Consider the following 17,743-nt stretch of genomic DNA (forward strand, 5'->3'; position numbering starts at 1 on the left):
CTATCAAAATCAAATACTTCTTCACTACAGACCGTGTCTTTTGAGTCTTTGTGCATGATTCAAAAACACAGCTACAGGGCTTGTTTCAAACCAGCTAGTGATACCAAGCGTTTGGTTCACTTCGTCTAAATGATTCATTCGATAGTTATCTTTAAGCACTTGCCCCAAGTGTGAACTACATGAAGCTACCAACCCATCGTTTGGCTCACCGTACTCTAAACCTGTGATTGTCAACGGACCATCTACAGGATCGAGGATATTAGTTAGTGTTACTCCACCGCTCCAAGAGAAGTACACTACGCCATTTTCAGCATACTTTTTACCGTCGTTACGGCAATATGCAGACGGTACTCCTTCTGGGTATTTCTCGTTGAACTCAATTGACCCTTCTGTCGTAAGCGAATTTAACGCGGCAAGTGAGTCTGTGGGCTTGTCTCTTGGATCTGAACCAGATGCTAGTTCAATAAGCTCTGCGAACGCGTTAACCGCTAACCCGGCAGCTCCCTCGCCTATACTGCCTTCTGTTAGCGTTTCTCGAAGTTGGTCTGCCGTTTTACTTCCCCAATTTACCCCGCCAACAGACGTAACCGAAGCCACTATTTCAGGCGCAACGCTTGCTACATAGCGCGACGTTGGACTGCCATGGCTGTGCCCGATCAGGTTTACCTTTTGTGCGCCAGTGATTGCGAGGACTTCATTCACATAGGTTAGAAGTTGCTCGCCGCGAACCTCTGAAGAATTAGCGGGAGAAACTTCGGCGACGAAGACCGTTGCACCATTACGCGTTAGGCGTTGTGGAATTTTATAAAAATAGTCCGCGCCTAGGATATCTTCGTATCCGAATAAACCATGTACTAGAACTATTGGATATTTTGTTTTTGCAAACGTGCCAGCACTAACGCCTCCGGATAGAAGCGTTGCAACTAGTAAAGCGGCGGTTAGAGCGCTTTTGATTATTTTCATCGGTATGTCTCACAATAGTTACGCGGAACACGACAGGTGGTCCGTCCTTGTAACTATCATGTAAATCAATTGTGAAGATCAAGCCTGATTAAATTACTTTAATGCAGCCTTTAGGTAAAAAGTTAGCTAATAAGCCCACAGTGCAAAAATAAAAACGCTTTATTACATAGTGTTATCATTTTTTTAACGTATATCACTCCATACTATTTAAAAACTATATACGGTGAATAAACAGGATTTATGTAAACGCATTACCCCTATTCATGTTTCGAAAACGTTTGAATATAGTTAACACTCAAGCTAGGCGTGGTTGTCCATTCCCCTTTCAGAGGATTAAGCTTCATGCCTTTTTGATGCTGTAGTGAAAAGTCAGTGCCTACCCATGCTTCAAGCTCTTGCGGTTTTACAAATTTACGCCAATCGTGAGTGCCAATGGGCAAATAACGCATCACGTATTCCGCACCAACAATAGCAATAATCAAGCTTTTCAGCGTTCTGTTTAATGTTGCCAGTACAAGCAGGCCACCAGGTTTTACCATACTGGCACATTCTTGAATAAGCTGCTGTTGATCAGGCACATGCTCGACTACCTCGGCATTAATAACCACGTCAAACTGCTTTCCTTCTTTCACCATTTCGCTAGAAAGCATATGTTTGTAGGTAACATCGACATTATTTTGTGCGGCATGGCGCGTAGCAACTTCAACACTTACCGCGCTGGCATCAATACCCGTGACGTTGGCCCCTAAACTGGCTAAAGGTTCACTTATCAAACCACCGCCGCTACCAATGTCGATAATAGACAATGATGAGTAACCTTCTTTATTGTGATGAATACCGAAATGACTATTGATTTGAGACTTAATGACTTCAAGCCTAGCGCGATTAAATTCAAGCGCAGTTTTGTATTTGCCCTTAGGGTTCCACCAGCTTTCAGCCAATGCATCAAACTTCTCAATTTCCTCTTCAGAAAAATTAACGCTACCTGTCTTTTGGCTTTTATCCAGCATATATTCTTACCCTTTACCTACTATTTTACTTTCTTGTAGCACAGTGTGCTGAAAGCACAGAGAAGAGCGGTGTCATCCGTTTTCTGTCTTTTACGTACTGATTTACGAATAATCATCGAAACAGAATTACCCCGAGTTCTGGCTTATAGTTGACCCATGGAACCCACGAACGTAATGTGAGTCAACATTGCATAATACGTAGTTTAAGAGGTATTTGATTTTGGCGAACGCAAAAAATGTCTATGGACGTCCACTTCAGTTATGTTGCGGTAATACGGGGTATACCCGAGAAGGGTTTTGCTATGTACCTAGTGCCGATGTTGGCAACCACAGTGTTTGCGCTATTGTGACCGATGAATTTTTGCAGTTCTCGCTTCGTCAAGGAAACGACCTTATTACACCATGGCCAAGTATGGAGTTTCCCGGTTTACTAGACGGCGACAGATGGTGTTTGTGTGCGGCACGATGGTTACAAGCCTATGAGGCAGGTGTTGCACCTAAAGTAAGGCTAGAAGCCACCCACGAAAAAGCGCTCGATGTTATTCCACTTGCGCTGTTAGAAGAGTACGCGGCAGACTAAGCCATAATGAACACAATTTTTACGGTTAACGCCGTAATATGTTTGAAAGTAAAAAAGGCGCTTAGTGCGCCTTTTTCGATCTCGTTCGCTTTTTGTCTAGTTGTGTTTTTTGTTGGTTTGGGGGTTACAACATCGAAATCCAGAGGCTACGGCGTACGAATAACCATAAGTCTTGTTTCCGTCATATCCTCTATAGCATAGCGAATGCCTTCTCTCCCTAAGCCAGAGTCTTTAACACCACCATAAGGCATGTTGTCGACACGCCAGCTAGGTACATCGCCAATGACCACACCGCCCACGTCTAATACATCCCACGCTTTATGTGCTTTATAAATATCCCGCGTAAACACACCGGCTTGTAAGCCATAGCGACTATTGTTTACCTCGTTTAATGCACTATCGTAGTCGTCGAATGGCATAAGAATGGAAAGCGGGCCAAACGCTTCTTCGGCGCTTGCATCGCAGTCCTTCGGCACGTTTTCCATTACCGTTGCCTCTAACATAGCCCCATTACGCGTACCGCCGCATAATATGGTTGCCCCTTTTGACTTAGCTTCTTCAATCCATCCGTGAAGTCGCTCGGCTTCACCTTCTGAAATCATTGGACCGATAAACGTATCTTCTTTTGATGGGTCGCCAGACACCAATGCCTTTACTTTGGTTACATAGCGCTCTTTAAATTCTTCATAAATCTTACTGTGCACTAATAACCGCTGCACGCTAATACAGCTTTGGCCAGACTGGTAATAAGCACCAATGATCACACGCTCAATGGCATCTTCAATGTCTGCGTCTTCATCAACAATGCATGCTGCATTTCCACCAAGTTCTAACACTACAGGTTTTTTACCGGCTTTCGCCTTCAATGCCCAACCCACATCAGGCGAGCCTGTAAAGCTAAGCAGTTTAAACCGTTCATCGGTTGTAAATAAATCGGCACCGTCACGGCTACACGGCAGAATAGAAAATGCGCCTTCGGGTAAATCGGTTTCTGCTAACACTTCGCCAATAATCAGCGCACCAATAGGTGTGCGCGACGCAGGCTTCAGTACGAAGGTACAGCCCGCGGCGATGGCTGGGGCTACTTTGTGTGCAGCTAAGTTAAGTGGGAAATTAAAAGGTGATATAAATGAACACGGCCCAATAGGTACCTTTTTCGTCATGCCTTGATACCCTTTGGCGCGCGCCGATATTTCAAGGTTCACCACTTCGCCATTTATTCTTACTGACTCTTCAGCAGCAATTTTAAAGGTATCAATTAAACGAGTAACTTCGCCTTTTGCATCTTTAATCGGTTTACCCGCTTCAATGCATAGAGCTTGCGCTAATTCATCGGCACGTTCTGTAAAGCGTTTCACGCAGTGCTCTAACACTGCCTGACGCTCGTAGGGTGCCATGGCTGTCATAGCAGGTTGCGCCTTTTCGGCCGCCGCTATGGCTTTATCTATTACGGTGGCATCAGCCATTGCCACCCGGGTTGCAACGTCACCCGTGTATTTGTTTGTTACATCTAAATCGGTATTCGCAAAATAGGCTTTATTTGCAAGGTAGTAGGGATAACTGTCCTTTAACATATCTTGACTCCTTATCTGTTTGCCTTCGCTTAGCGGTTATGGCTTAACGATTGTGGCGTAACGGTTATAGCTTCGCGCTTAATTCTTTTATGGTTTGATTCAGTGTTTTGTCATTCATACTGTAATCAACAGGGCAGTCGATAATATGCACCCCTGGCGTGTTTAAACACGTTTCAACCATAGGAATAAGTACGTCGGTATCATCTACTCGCCACCCTTTGGCACCATAGCTTTGTGCATATTTAACAAAATTCGGGTTGCCGTAATCTAAGCCAAACTCGTCGAACTGCATATTGGCTTGCTTCCATTTGATCATGCCATACGCATCGTCGCGCAAAATGATAACGACAAGGTCAAGTTTCAGCCTAACCGCTGTCTCGATCTCTTGGCTGTTCATCATAAAGCCGCCGTCACCACACACACTAACCACTGGAACATCAGGCTTCACTATTTTAGCAGCGATGGCCGAGGGAAGGCCTGCCCCCATTGTGGCAAGCGCATTATCTAACAGTAAGGTATTTGGGTGATATGCGGGATAGTTACGCGCAAACCAAATTTTATAAACGCCATTGTCTAGCGTAACAATGCCGTTATCGGGCATCACTTTTCTTATGTCTCTTACAAACCGCTCGGGCAAAATTGGGAATCTATTATCATCCTCAGCCTCAGCCCGATGCTTCACATACGCGTCATGTACGTCTTGATAGAAGTCGAGTTTCCAATTGTCTTGCGGGGTAATGCCTTCTTTTATTTGCCAAATACTATTGGCAATATCGCCCACTACCTCTAACTGAGGAAAATAAACGGGGTCGACAGCGGCTGTCTCGAAATTTACGTGGATCACTTTTTTGTCGTTGTGATGCATAAAGAAGGGGGGCTTTTCTACAACGTCGTGACCCACATTAATTATTAAGTCGGCACGCTCAATAGCACGATGCACAAAATCGCCGTCTGAGAGAGCAGTATTACCGGCAAAGCGAGAATCGCTTTCGTTGAGTACGCCCTTGCCCATTTGCGTAGTAACAAAAGGAATACAGGTTTTATCGACAAACTCGCGCAACATTTTCGCTGTAAGCTTTCGGTTTGCACCTGCGCCAATTAACAATAAAGGCGAGTGCGCCTTTTCTATCATGCTTATTGCGTGCGAAATTGCTTTGTATTCCGCGATAGGCCTTCTAGACACACTAGGATCAAGTAACTCTGCCGTTGTTTGTTCGGCGGCAATGTCTTCTGGCAATTCAATATGTACTGCCCCCGGGCGCTCTTCGTGCGCTAATCTAAATGCCTCTCGCACTGTAGATGGAATGCGATCGCCACTAACAATCTGCGTAGTGAATTTGGTAATGGGTCGCATCATATCTACGATATCAATAACCTGAAAACGCCCTTGCTTGCTGGTTTTAATGGGTTTTTGCCCGGTTATCATCAATATGGGCATTGCACCTAATTGGGCATATGCCGCTGGCGTAACTAAATTAGTTGCACCAGGGCCCAGCGTTGATAAGCAAACGCCTACCTTTCCTGTAAGTCGACCATAAGTGGCAGCCATAAACCCAGCACCTTGTTCGTGGCGAGTTAAGACTAATTTTATAGAGGAGTTTCGAAGTGATTCTAGTAAATCGAGGTTTTCTTCACCGGGTATGCCAAATATATATTCAACACCTTCAGCTTCTAATGCTTTAACGAATAAATCTGACGCTTTCATGTACTGCACACTCCTTGTAAAGTGTTGGTAAATTTGACGCGTTTAGTTCATTGCTACGGGTATAACCTTAAAAACGATTTATTTTTGAGATGCTTAGAGCGTGCTACAGTTAATTCGCATCCTGTTGCGCCGCCCATGTTTCGAGCGCTTGCTGCGTTGCCTTATCTACATTAGCCTTGTTTTGTGATATCCACCAGCGTTCCATTACGCGCACATTCTTTTGATTGGCTTTATAGAAGATATCGACAATGTCTCCAATGAAGGGAATAAAGCCCAAAGCAAAGTCGATAACAGAATTTTTGATCATTTGGGCTATGAGCGCTTTAGGCATGCCAAGTGACTTGCCTAACCACACAATGCGAAGTGAGATAAACAGCATAAGCGCATCCCCCGCCCCGGGAATAAGGCCGATTAGCGAGTCTAAACCTATTCTTATAGGAATAATGGGAAGCTTAACCGCCGTATCTAGCAAGTTGGCAAGCTTTTGTGCTTTTAACAGTTCACTTGGCGCTTTTACTTCCATGTCGCTCCCCTTTATCTATCTTCACTTGTCTGGTTTACTTACGCCTGATTACCTATGGCTATTTTTCTGCACCCAAAGCTCGAGCTAAACCAGCTCGCAGGCCATTGTCTGATTGAACAGTCCACCCGTGCAGATTTTCCTTAACAATATCGAAAAGCACATCTATATGTTCTTCATCGCTATTTAACGCTTCGATATATTCGTAACGTTCGCCGCCAGCTTCCATGAAGTATTCATGATTTTCTTCACCTATCTCTTCGATAGTTTCAAGACAATCAGCAGAGAAGCCTGGGCACATGATTTGAATTGCTTTGACGCCTTTACCCGGCAGAGATTTTAACGTTTCATCGGTGTAAGGCTTTAACCATTCTTCACGACCGAAACGCGATTGAAATGTGGTCATGTATTCATCGCTGCTAAGCCCTAACTTTTCTGCAAGCAAACGAGAGGTTTTGTGGCATTCACAATGGTATGGGTCACCATTCATAAGATAACGTTTTGGAATACCGTGATAAGACAGTATTAACTTATCCGCCCTGCCGTGCTTTTCCCAATGAGCTTTTACCTTGTTTGCTAATGCAGTAATAAAGCCGTCTCTGTCGTTATAGCTATTTACAAAACGAAGCTCTGGCAACCAACGGCGCGACGTAAAATCTTTGGCAATAGCGTCGAACGTAGAGCCTGTCGTAGAGGCGCTGTATTGAGGATAAAGCGGCAACACAACAAGCTTTCGCACGCCTTGAGATAACATGCGTTCGATAACATCTGATATAGCTGGATTGCCATAACGCATAGCAAAATCAACCACCACATCATCGCCATAAGCGGCTTTACAACGCTCTGCAATAGCTTCAGATTGCGCTTTGGTAATAGACAACAACGGCGAGCCATCTTCGGTCCAAACCGTTGAATAAGCCTCTGCTGAACGCTTTGGTCTAATGTTCAGAATAATCAGGTTAAGCACAAACCACCAAATGGCTTTTGGCACTTCCACCACCCGTGGATCTGACAGAAACTCTTTCAAATAGGGGCGTAAGGCTTGCTTCGTTGGCGCTTCAGGCGTACCCAAGTTTGTAACCAACACACCAATTTTATCAGCTTGTCCGTGGGTAAAACCCTTATTCGATTTATATTTCATTTACCGTTTTCCAAGAAATACTGCATATTTTGTCAGCAAGACGATGTTATTCAGCGGTGTTAATTTTCAAAGCTATGCTGAATCGAATTTATCATTCACAAGCCGACTACAATTTAATACTAGTAGTATACTGAATATTAGTGTTTTTTGATCTGAACACAGACGAAAACTCACAGATTAAATAGCTGAATTTTGAATACAAAAAAGGCGGCTACCTATTCGGACGCCGCCTTTTTGAGTTTTACTGCTAGAGTCTTATCTATGGCTGATAATACGTTGCCGCGCCTGGACCTACTGGCATGCCTAATAGGAATACCCAAATGTAGAACAGTAAAGTCCAACCAACGATAAACACCATCGAATAAGGTAGCATCATGGCAATCAAGGTTCCCATGCCCAAATCCTTTTTGTAGCGCGCTGCCATAGCCAGTATTAAGCCAAAGTAGCTCATCATAGGTGCTATGACGTTTGTTACCGAGTCACCAATACGGTATGCAGCCTGAATAACCTCTGGCGCGTATCCAATTAGCATAAGCATGGGTACAAAAATTGGTGCAGTTACCGCCCATTGTGCTGATGCACTGCCTAATGACAGGTTTACAACACCACACATAAGAATAAACAGAATAAATACTGACGGGCCATCAAGGCCAGCGGCCTGAAGTAGTGCCGCGCCTTTTACCGCTAATACCGTTCCTAAGTTTGTCCATTTGAAAAATGCAACAAATTGAGCGGCAAAGAAAACAAGCGTAATGTACAGACCCATTGCGCCCATACTTTTAGACATAGCATTTATTACATCCTTGTCGTTTTTCATCGACCCCGTTACTTTGCCATAAACAAAACCGGGAACCGCAAAGGTAATAAATATAAACGCTACAATGCCTTTAAGAAACGGTGAGCCAGCAACTTCACCTGTTTCAGGGTGACGTAAAATACCGTTCTCCGGTACTACCGTAAGCGCCAAAATTGCACATACCACAGCAAAAGAAATACCTGCCCAACGCAGGCCTTTTTTCTCAATATCGGTAGGTGCATCCATAGACTGCTTACCTAAGTCGATAGAGGCTTCAGACTCATCGAATTTCCCTAAACGAGGCTCTACGACCTTTTCTGTTACCAGTGCACCCATGGTCGCGACAACAAAAGTACTGATAAACATAAAGTACCAGTTCACCTCTGGACCAACCGCGTAGTCGGGGTCAATCATATGCGCTGCGGCTTCTGTGATGCCGGATAATAATGGGTCTACAGTACCCAATAATAAGTTGGCGCTATAGCCTGCTGAAACACCCGCAAAGGCTGCAGCAAGACCGGCGAGAGGATGGCGACCTAACGAATGGAATATCATTGCTGCAAGAGGGATTAGAACAACGTAGCCTAACTCCGATGCCGTGTTTGAGATGATGCCTGCAAACACAATGGCAAAGGTTACCGCGCGCTTTGATGCATTCATAACAAGCGCACGCATTGCCGCTGACAGCAAACCAGAATGCTCGGCTACAGATACGCCAAGTAATGCAACAAGCACAGTACCAAGGGGAGCAAAGCCCGTGAAGTTCGTTACAAGGCCTGTAACGATGCGCTGTAATCCTTCGGCACTCATTAACGAGATAACTTCAATCATGCCGTCAGCTTCGCGACCTTTAGCACCTTCTGGGCGTGGATCAGCAACGGCAATATCGAAGTACCCTAATACGCCGCTTAACACTACGATAAACAGCGAAAGCAAAGCGAAAAGTGTTACTGGGTGAGGCAGTAAGTTACCTAAAAATTCTACGGTGGTAAGAAATCGCGAGAATAAACCACCCTTTCCGTCGTTATTATCGACGGAAACTGTATTTGTGTTTTCGGTTGTCAAAACGTTCCCTCTGTCGTTTTATTCGCACCTGCTTATCGAATACATCGCTGGGACGGCAATGCGTCGTACAAATGAGTGGTGCAGCTTTTTTTAATAATTCGGCGGTATTTTACCCGATCTCTAGTGATTTTGGCAGTGATAGCAGTAAATCAGCGCAACTCGCCACCACCAACCACGTAAAGACGGTTAAAGGTTAGTACATAAAAACAGGGGTTTAAAGGTTTACAGCGGCATAAAAAAAGCCAGTCAATTGACTGGCTTTCTATCATTTACCTAGCAAATGTAATTAGTTACCTTTCGACTGATTCATGTATTTGAAAAAGTCGCTGTCTGGCGCAATTACCATTACATCTTGTTTGCTGTTAAAGCTTTGCTTGTAAGCATCCATACTGCGCAAGAAGCTGTAGAAGTTAGCATTTTGCGAATAGGCGTCTGCGTAAATTTGAGCAGCTAATGCATCACCTTCACCGCGAAGCTGTCGTGCATTACGCTCTGCATCAGCAAGCATTACTGTTACTTTCGCGTCTATGTTTGCCTTAATAACTTCAGCTTGTTCCTGACCTTCTGAACGATGTTCTCTTGCCACTGCCGCACGCTCTGCACGCATACGCTGGAAGATTGAATTACTTACTTCAGTAGGTAGGTTAATTTGCTTAACGCGAACATCAACAATTTCAATACCTAGCTCGTCAGATGAAGTAGAAGCTTGCTCCATTGCTTGGTTCATTAGTGCAGAGCGCTCGCCCGACACGATTTGAGCAATGGTACGTGTACCAAACTCTGAACGAAGACCATTGTTCACTTTCTGCTTCAATAGCGCTTCAGCTTGTAGCTTGTTGCCACCTGTAGACAGATAGTAGCGAGCGAAATCATCAATACGCCATTTAACGTATGAATCTACGATAAGATCTTTCTTTTCACTCGTTACAAAGCGGTCAGGTGTGCCATCAAGGGTCTGAATACGCGCATCAAGATGGCGAACAGAGTCAATGAACGGCAGTTTAAAGTGTAAACCAGGCTCGAACACACGCGTATCACCCGTTGCGTCATCGCGCTGAACTTTACCAAATTGAATTACAATGGCTCGCTCACCTTCTTTAACGGCAAACAAAGAGCCCGATGCTAGCAGTACAAGAAGGACAGCAGCAGCAATAAATAAATTCTTCATAGCTATTATCTCCCCTCTCTAAAGCTATTACCGCGAAGACCTGACGTCGGTGATGAATTACGGCTTGCCCCGTTTGCATCAGTTACCGGCGCTTGTAGACCTTCTAGCGTGTTGCGCGAACGCGGCGTATTTGAAGACTGCTGGCGCTCCATGATTTTATCCAATGGAAGATACATCATGTTATTGCCACCTTTGCTATCCACCATAATTTTACTGGTGTTACCCAATACTTCTTCCATGGTTTCAAGGTAAATACGTTCACGTGTTACCTGCGGCGCTTTTTCGTATTGTGGTAGTAGCTCGTTAAAGCGCGCTACTTCACCCTGTGCTTCAAGCGTTACACGTTCTTTATACGCTTGGGCTTCTTCATTCATACGGTTAACTTGACCACGAGCACGTGGTTCAATTTCTCTTGCGTAGGCTTCAGCTTCACGAATAAAACGCTGTTCGTCTTCCTGTGCAGCAATAGCGTCATCGAACGCGTCTTTTACTTGCTCTGGTGGGCGAGCATCACGGAAGTTCATATCAATAATCGATACGCCCATGTTGTAAGGTTCGATAATCGACTGAAGCTCTTCCCAAACGCGTTGGCGTGTAACCTCACGACCGTCGGTAAGTACGTCATCCATTGTTGAGTGACCAACTACGTAGCGAATAGCACTGTCTAGTGACTGGCTTAAGCTTTGCTCAGGGCTTTCAACTGCAAATGTCCAGCGGTATGGATCAACCACTCTGAACTGCATTTCCATTTGAACGCTAACCACGTTTTCATCTTCGGTAAGCATAGAGCCCGATGAAGACTGGTCGCGGATAGATTGAACGTCAACAGGAATAACCGTGTCGATAAATGTAGGTGCCCAACGTAAGCCAGGTTCTACTTGCTGATGGTATTCACCAAAACGCAACACTACACCACGCTCCGCTTCACGGATGGTGTAAAAGCCGCTGATAAACCAAATAGCAACCAGTAGGCCTACAAGTATACCAGCACCGATGCCACCCAAGCTTTTGCCAGAGCCGCCACCGTTACCGCCTGATTTACCAAACTTGCCAAACAAGTTCTTAAATACATCATCTAAATCTGGGGGACCTTGCTCTTTCCCACCGCGATTTTTCCACGGGTCGTTATTATTGCCACCCGGCTCGTTCCAAGCCATGCTGATACTCCATAGATTACTGTTATATTTTTTTGAAATTAGCATGCACCGCTGACGTTAACGCCAACTAATGTCGCACAACATACTCTGATATTCCGTTTTCTAAACGTTTTTCAAGCCTATTCCAATCGGCAGTGGGCATTCTTACGTCAACAACCCAATCTCCCTGACTGTCGTATTCTTCATTAGCAATACAGTTTAGCTCGTAAAGCACGCCGCGAAGTCTGCTGTGCGCTGGCGGAATTTTTAATGTGTAGTTCACCATACTCTTTCCTAAACACTCGGTAAGCGCTTGGCTTAACAACTCCGTTCCTTCACCAGTTCGTGCAGAAAGCCACACACGCACGGGCACGCCTTCATCGTTTCTTTCTATACGCGGATTAACATCGTCTAGTTTATCAATCTTATTACAGATTAGTAATTGTTGAATTTCACCCGCTTCAATTTCTTCAAGTACATCATTTACTTCGTCCATTGTCTCTCGATATTTCGCATCAGCGATATCTACAACATGTAACAGTAAGTCTGCTTCTTGAGTCTCTTGAAGTGTTGCTTTAAACGCCGCCACTAAGTCATGAGGCAAGTGACGTATAAAACCAACGGTGTCTGCTAAAATAGCAGGCCCAACGTCTTTTAATTCAATTTTGCGTAGTGTGGGGTCGAGTGTTGCAAACAGTTGATCGGCTGCATAAACGTGAGAGTCGGTTATAGTGTTAAACAGCGTCGATTTACCCGCGTTCGTATAGCCAACTAAGGATACCGTTGGAATTTCTGCGCGTTTACGAGAGCGGCGACCTTGCTCGCGCTGCTTTTGCACCTTCTCCAAACGACGAAGAATAGCTTTTATACGACCACGTAACAATCGACGGTCTGTTTCTAGCTGAGTTTCACCAGGCCCACGAAGACCAATACCCCCTTTCTGACGCTCAAGGTGGGTCCACCCTCTTATAAGGCGTGTTGAAATGTGTCTCAACTGAGCCAACTCGACCTGAAGCTTACCCTCATGCGTTCTTGCGCGTTGCGCAAAGATATCTAGAATAAGCCCAGTTCTGTCTAACACTCTGCATTTACACGCTGCCTCTAAATTTCGCTCTTGCGAAGGAGACAAGGCGTGATTGAAAATCACTACGTTGGCGTCGTGCGCTTTTACTGCGGCAGCGATTTCTTCTGCTTTACCTGAACCAACAAAAAACTTTGCATGGGGCGCACTGCGTGAAGTGGTGATAACTTCCACCGCATTTACGCCTGCAGATGACACAAGTAGCTCTAATTCACTTAAGTCTTCTTTGCTGTTTTCATCGGAAAAATTTACATGAACAAGTACAGCCTGTTCACCGGCTTCATAACGGTCAAACAAGCGCGTTACCTTTAATTCTATTCACCTTTATTATCTGAATCTCCTGTGCTCGGCATAGTAATAGCACGTGCTGGCACTACTGTTGAAATTGCATGTTTGTATACCATTTGGCTAACTGTGTTTTTCAGAAGGATGACGAACTGATCGAACGATTCAACCTGCCCCTGAAGTTTAATACCGTTTACCAAGTAAATTGATACTGGAATACGTTCCTTACGCAAAGCGTTTAAGAATGGGTCTTGTAAAGATTGCCCTTTAGCCATTTGATATCCTTAGTTTTTATTATTTGCGGTGGCCTTAAATCACCGCAGTAGGTCTAATGTATAACACACTCCAACATTCAAAGTGTGACTTTTGCTGTAATTTTAGTCAAATTATCGTTAGCAAATGTGTCCAACCACGACACTTGCTCCCAACCCCTAAGCCACGTCAACTGCCTTTTTGCCAGCTGCCGCGTTGCAATAATTCCTCGCTCGCGCATTTCGTCTGCGTCAAGCTTGCCATCTAAATGCTGCCACATTTGTCGATAGCCTACTGAACGTATAGAGGGTAAGTCTTCGTGAAGATCATTACGTTCGTATAATTTTTCAACTTCTTGTTTGAAACCTTGCGACAGCATAATGTCGAAACGTTTAGCAATGCGCTGATGCAAAACCGCCCTGTCTTCTGGCGCAATAGCAAACTGCGAGATAGTGTACGGGCATTTTTTACCCTCTTGCTGTTGCCACTCTGTTAACGTTCGACCCGTCGAGCGATACACTTCTAGCGCCCGCATAATTCGCTGAGGATCGTTTGGGTGAATTCTTTCACCGCTTACTGCATCTACGCTACATAATTCGTTGTGTAAAACAGCCCATCCGTCGCGTTTTGCTTGTTCAGCTATTTCATTTCGTACTACTTCATCCGACTTAGGTAGTGGCGAAATTCCATTTATCAAGGCATTGAAGTACATCATTGTGCCACCAGCTAGTATTGGAAGCTTGCCTTTAGCCAGAATTTCACCGATTAACGCGTTGGTGTCGTTAACAAATTGCGACACAGAATAACTTTCAGCAGGGTCAATAATATCAATAAGATGATGCTTAACACCGGCTTGTTCTTCTTGCGTTGGCTTTGCCGTACCTATGTCCATGCCTTTGTAGACAAGCGCCGAGTCAACGCTGATAACCTCGCCATTGCATTTTTTGGCAAGTTCAATAGCTAATCCGGTTTTACCAGATGCTGTCGGACCCATTATCGCTACTACTGGCGATGCAGTTATTATGCCACTGGACACGCTTTGTACCTCATACATCTAGCAGAATAGTTAACGGGCGCACTTTAGCAAATTGCTCAATCGTTTCCCATTGTTTCACTTCGCTTTGCTGATCCAACCAGTACCAAATTTGCCCTGCAACATCAGGGTCAATAGCACTATCAGGTATATCAATACACGTTATGAATTCGTCTCGGCTCATGTCTGACTCAGCAGCGGATGTCGCCAATAAAAATTCGAACCACTTTAGCCATGGCATGTGCCGTGTACCCGCAGGCACTTGCTGCAGTCGATATTTTCCTGCTGCTTTATTTACATCAAAATGAAGCGCACGTAAGTGCGCAAGTACCTCTTCACTTACGTGTTCGCTTGATATTGCTACCGGCATCAGTAGCGGCTGACTATGCTCTGCTTTTAAAAATAGTTCGCTTAACCAAATACTTGCAAGTTTTCCCGCGCTAAGAAGGAAAATTTTTTCATTTTTAGAATACAAACGCTGCGTTGCTGTTAGATTTAAACGCTCTAATGCGCTTTCTTTATCACTGCTTGCATCTGCCATGTCGCCTTTTGGCGTCATAAGCGCGTTGTAGCTGCTTTGATATGCCGCACTTGGTCCTTTCGCTTGACGCTGAAAAGCACCACCGCCACTTCTAGCGCTGGAAGGTGCATTACCACCAAACCCTGCATTGTTATATCCCCCTGGTGATCCACCTGAAGATCCACTTAAAGAGGGGGCACTACCGGTTTGACTATACTGCGACGAAGTAGCTGATTGCTCTTGTAGCGGCCTTATGTAATCGTGGGCGACGTTAGTATCGCCAAAACTGGATTGATGTGAAGTATTTGAGGATGCCATTTCGTCAAATTCTTCATTTGACGTAATAGCATGTAGCGCATCGCCAACGGTTTTACATATAAAGTCATGTACCAAACGACCTTGCTGAAAACGCACTTCGTGCTTTGCCGGATGTACATTCACATCCACGTCTTTTGGGCTTAACGTAAGGTAAACAACAAAGCTTGGCTGCTCAATTACACCCCACACGCTTTCATATGCTTGTCTTATCGCATGCATAATGAGCTTGTCACGCATACCACGACCATTTACAAAACTAAACTGGCAGTCATTACTGCTGCGAAGCATTGTTTCATTGCCAAGCCATGCATCAATGGAAATGCCATCGTATTCAGTATTAACGTGAACGGCGTTCTGTATAAATTTTTGACCTACTACGGCACCAATGCGGGTAGACAAACTTCCCGCTTTATCAGCGATAAAGCGCTTAACCACCTTGTCGTTGTGCTTTAAGATGAACGACACACTTGGGTAGCTAAGTGCAATGCGCTTAATCACATCTTCTATGTGCTGAAACTCTGTTTTCTCTGTGCGAAGAAACTTGCGCCTTGCAGGTGTGTTGTAGAATAAGTCGGCAACGTCAATAGTTGTGCCTACGGGATGCGCTGCTGGCTGCACATTAACTGCCATTTCGCGGCCTTCGCAATATGCTTGCCACGCTTCTGTTTGCGCTTCTGTACGCGACGTCAACGTTAAACGACTCACTGAGCTTATACTTGCTAGCGCTTCACCGCGAAAGCCCAGCGATAGAATTTGCTCTAGGTCATCTAATGTGGCTATTTTGCTTGTAGCGTGACGGCTAAGCGCAAGCTGAAGTTCATCTTTGGCAATACCGCTGCCGTTATCTTTTATGCGGATACGCTTGTGCCCGCCTTTCTCAATGTCGACTTCAATTTTTGTTGCACCAGCATCTAGGCTATTTTCCAAGAGCTCTTTAACCACTGACGCAGGACGCTCCACCACTTCACCGGCTGCTATTTGGTTAGCAAGTTGCGGAGATAAAAGCTGTATAGGCAATGTAATACCCTGTGATAATACTAATTCGTGTATATCACCACATTGCTATGTGATGATGCGTGATAACGTTAATAACGCTGTGCTACCAATAAAAGTGCCGTGCTATCAATAATGGGGGTCCCCATCCAGAGTAACGCTGCCCGTTCTATAACAATGCTATGCAATACGGCCAGGTAACACAGATAATCGGCAATGCTATGTTCTGGGAATAGTCAGTACTTGACCAATTCTTACAACATCACTGTTTAGGTCGTTCGCAGCTTTGATACTGCTCACTTTTACATTGTAGCGCTGAGCAAGCAGCGACAACGATTCACCACTGCGCACTTTATGAGTGCGGTTATTCGCTTTTTCAGCGGCCCACAGTGTACCATCGGGCGGCATTTGTTTGAAATAACGCTTGGTAGCAGTAAACACAGCTGAGGCAAGACGCTCGCGATGCTTAGACCAGTTTAAGTTTTTTTCTTCCTGTGGATTCGAAATAAAACCCACCTCTACCAGAATGGAAGGAATATCGGGAGCAGTTAGTACAGCTAGGCTTGCAGCTTGAGGCTTCCTTTTGTGCAAGCTAGTTACCTTTTTAAGTTCTTCTACTACTTTGTTACCCAGGTCATGACTTGTGGCCATACTATGATCCATCGACAGCCCAAGAATGGTTTCTGTTAAATAACGCTCGCTGGATTTATCGTTAATTACCTCAGCGGCACCACCAAGCAGTTCAGCATGTCGTTCTGATTTCTCTAGCCAGCGACCCAGCTCGGTATCTGCTCTTCGCATTGATAATACCCACACCGACCCACCGCGAGGTTGGGGTTGGCTAAACGCGTCGGCGTGGATGGAAATTAATAGGTCGGCTTTTTTCTCGCGCGCTATTTCTGGACGGCGGTTAGGCGAAATATAGTAATCCTCGCTACGCGTCATTATTGCTCGCATGCCGGGTTCGGCGTTAATCATTGCCTGAAGTTTTTTGGCCACACTTAACGTGATGTTTTTTTCAAAGGTACCGGCAGGGCCAATCGAACCAGGGTCGCGCCCACCGTGACCTGCATCTACTGCAACAATAATGTCGCTATCTCGAGGGCTTGATTTATCGTCGAGTACTACCGAATTACGCGTTGACGCCAACGACGTATTGGTTCGTTTAGGCTCACTGTCGGTTAAGTCGATAACTAAGCGATGGCCGTAGGATTTAGCAGGTGCCACTGCGAACAAATTAGGCGTCGCCTTTCTATTAAGTTCAACAACAATACGTGCCGCTTGCTTATTCTTTGGCGTTGAATAGCGCAATTTCTTAATAAGATCGCCGCTGTTTTCAACAGAGGAGAGTTTGAACGCTTTGTTAGTATTTTGAAGGTCAACAACCAAGCGCAGCGGATTTTTAAGGGTGAAATAGGTGAAGTCTGGATTCGACTTCATATCAAACACAACGCGCGTATTATCCGGCGACGGTGATATTCTTACTCCGTCGATACTATTTTGTGCGGCATGTGCAATCTGCACAAGCAAGCACAACAATAAGACCGAAATTATACTGCGCACCATAATTTGCCTATATGCTTTTGTTATTTTGTGTCTGGCT

General features: G+C 44.9%; 15 protein-coding genes. 1 reads left to right on the plus strand and 14 read right to left on the minus strand.

All coding sequences use genetic code 11. From position 1 onward, the window contains the following. Positions 1-24 precede the first annotated feature (24 nt). Positions 25-963 carry an esterase/lipase family protein gene (locus tag V7R35_RS06200; RefSeq protein WP_334013860.1) on the minus strand — a complete coding sequence of 313 codons (939 nt, stop codon included), beginning with the start codon at positions 961-963 and terminating at the stop codon, positions 25-27. A 257-nt stretch (positions 964-1,220) separates the two neighbouring features. Next, a complete protein-coding gene (gene ubiG, locus V7R35_RS06205) occupies positions 1,221-1,973 on the minus strand; it encodes a bifunctional 2-polyprenyl-6-hydroxyphenol methylase/3-demethylubiquinol 3-O-methyltransferase UbiG (protein WP_334013861.1) in 753 nt (250 codons plus the stop codon). Between the two features lie 220 nt (positions 1,974-2,193). Here ubiG and V7R35_RS06210 point away from each other — a divergent pair, with 220 nt between their 5' ends. Beyond that, entirely contained in the window at positions 2,194-2,553 is a 360-nt protein-coding gene (locus V7R35_RS06210) for a DUF2237 family protein (RefSeq protein ID WP_334013862.1), read from the plus strand. A 146-nt stretch (positions 2,554-2,699) separates the two neighbouring features. Here V7R35_RS06210 and V7R35_RS06215 read toward each other — a convergent pair whose 3' ends face one another. The 12 genes from V7R35_RS06215 to V7R35_RS06270 form a co-directional block, all read right to left on the minus strand. After that, positions 2,700-4,127: an aldehyde dehydrogenase family protein gene (locus tag V7R35_RS06215; protein ID WP_334013863.1), complete on the minus strand. Its 1,428-nt coding sequence runs from the start codon at positions 4,125-4,127 to the stop codon at positions 2,700-2,702. Positions 4,128-4,191: 64 nt separating this feature from the next. Continuing rightward, positions 4,192-5,832, minus strand: coding sequence for an acetolactate synthase large subunit (locus V7R35_RS06220; RefSeq protein ID WP_334013864.1), 1,641 nt, complete (start codon positions 5,830-5,832; stop codon positions 4,192-4,194). Positions 5,833-5,941: 109 nt separating this feature from the next. Beyond that, the gene (locus V7R35_RS06225; protein ID WP_334013865.1) at positions 5,942-6,355 is read right to left on the minus strand and encodes a DUF4112 domain-containing protein; all 414 of its coding nucleotides are present in this window, start codon (positions 6,353-6,355) and stop codon (positions 5,942-5,944) included. A 58-nt stretch (positions 6,356-6,413) separates the two neighbouring features. Then, positions 6,414-7,493 carry a ferrochelatase gene (gene hemH, locus V7R35_RS06230; RefSeq protein ID WP_334013866.1) on the minus strand — a complete coding sequence of 360 codons (1,080 nt, stop codon included), beginning with the start codon at positions 7,491-7,493 and terminating at the stop codon, positions 6,414-6,416. Positions 7,494-7,752: 259 nt separating this feature from the next. Next, entirely contained in the window at positions 7,753-9,354 is a 1,602-nt protein-coding gene (locus V7R35_RS06235) for an AbgT family transporter (RefSeq protein WP_334013867.1), read from the minus strand. A 286-nt stretch (positions 9,355-9,640) separates the two neighbouring features. Then, complete coding sequence (hflC, locus tag V7R35_RS06240) at positions 9,641-10,522, minus strand: protease modulator HflC (protein WP_334013868.1); 882 nt, start codon at positions 10,520-10,522, stop codon at positions 9,641-9,643. Between the two features lie 5 nt (positions 10,523-10,527). Then, complete coding sequence (gene hflK, locus V7R35_RS06245) at positions 10,528-11,679, minus strand: FtsH protease activity modulator HflK (RefSeq protein WP_334013869.1); 1,152 nt, start codon at positions 11,677-11,679, stop codon at positions 10,528-10,530. Positions 11,680-11,746: 67 nt separating this feature from the next. Continuing rightward, positions 11,747-13,036: a ribosome rescue GTPase HflX gene (gene hflX / locus V7R35_RS06250; RefSeq protein ID WP_334013870.1), complete on the minus strand. Its 1,290-nt coding sequence runs from the start codon at positions 13,034-13,036 to the stop codon at positions 11,747-11,749. 17 nt (positions 13,037-13,053) lie between these two features. Further along, positions 13,054-13,299: an RNA chaperone Hfq gene (hfq, locus tag V7R35_RS06255; protein WP_334013871.1), complete on the minus strand. Its 246-nt coding sequence runs from the start codon at positions 13,297-13,299 to the stop codon at positions 13,054-13,056. Positions 13,300-13,376: 77 nt separating this feature from the next. After that, positions 13,377-14,330, minus strand: coding sequence for a tRNA (adenosine(37)-N6)-dimethylallyltransferase MiaA (gene miaA, locus V7R35_RS06260; protein ID WP_334013872.1), 954 nt, complete (start codon positions 14,328-14,330; stop codon positions 13,377-13,379). Then, positions 14,323-16,164 carry a DNA mismatch repair endonuclease MutL gene (mutL, locus tag V7R35_RS06265; RefSeq protein ID WP_334013873.1) on the minus strand — a complete coding sequence of 614 codons (1,842 nt, stop codon included), beginning with the start codon at positions 16,162-16,164 and terminating at the stop codon, positions 14,323-14,325. The genes miaA and mutL overlap by 8 nt, the downstream gene beginning before the upstream one ends. A 195-nt stretch (positions 16,165-16,359) precedes the next feature. Continuing rightward, positions 16,360-17,706, minus strand: a complete 1,347-nt coding sequence (locus tag V7R35_RS06270; protein ID WP_334013874.1) for an N-acetylmuramoyl-L-alanine amidase — start codon at positions 17,704-17,706, stop codon at positions 16,360-16,362. Between the last annotated feature and the right edge of the window lie 37 nt (positions 17,707-17,743).

The organism is Alteromonas sp. S167, assembly GCF_036864375.1.
In the GTDB taxonomy this organism is placed as follows: Bacteria; Pseudomonadota; Gammaproteobacteria; order Enterobacterales; family Alteromonadaceae; genus Alteromonas.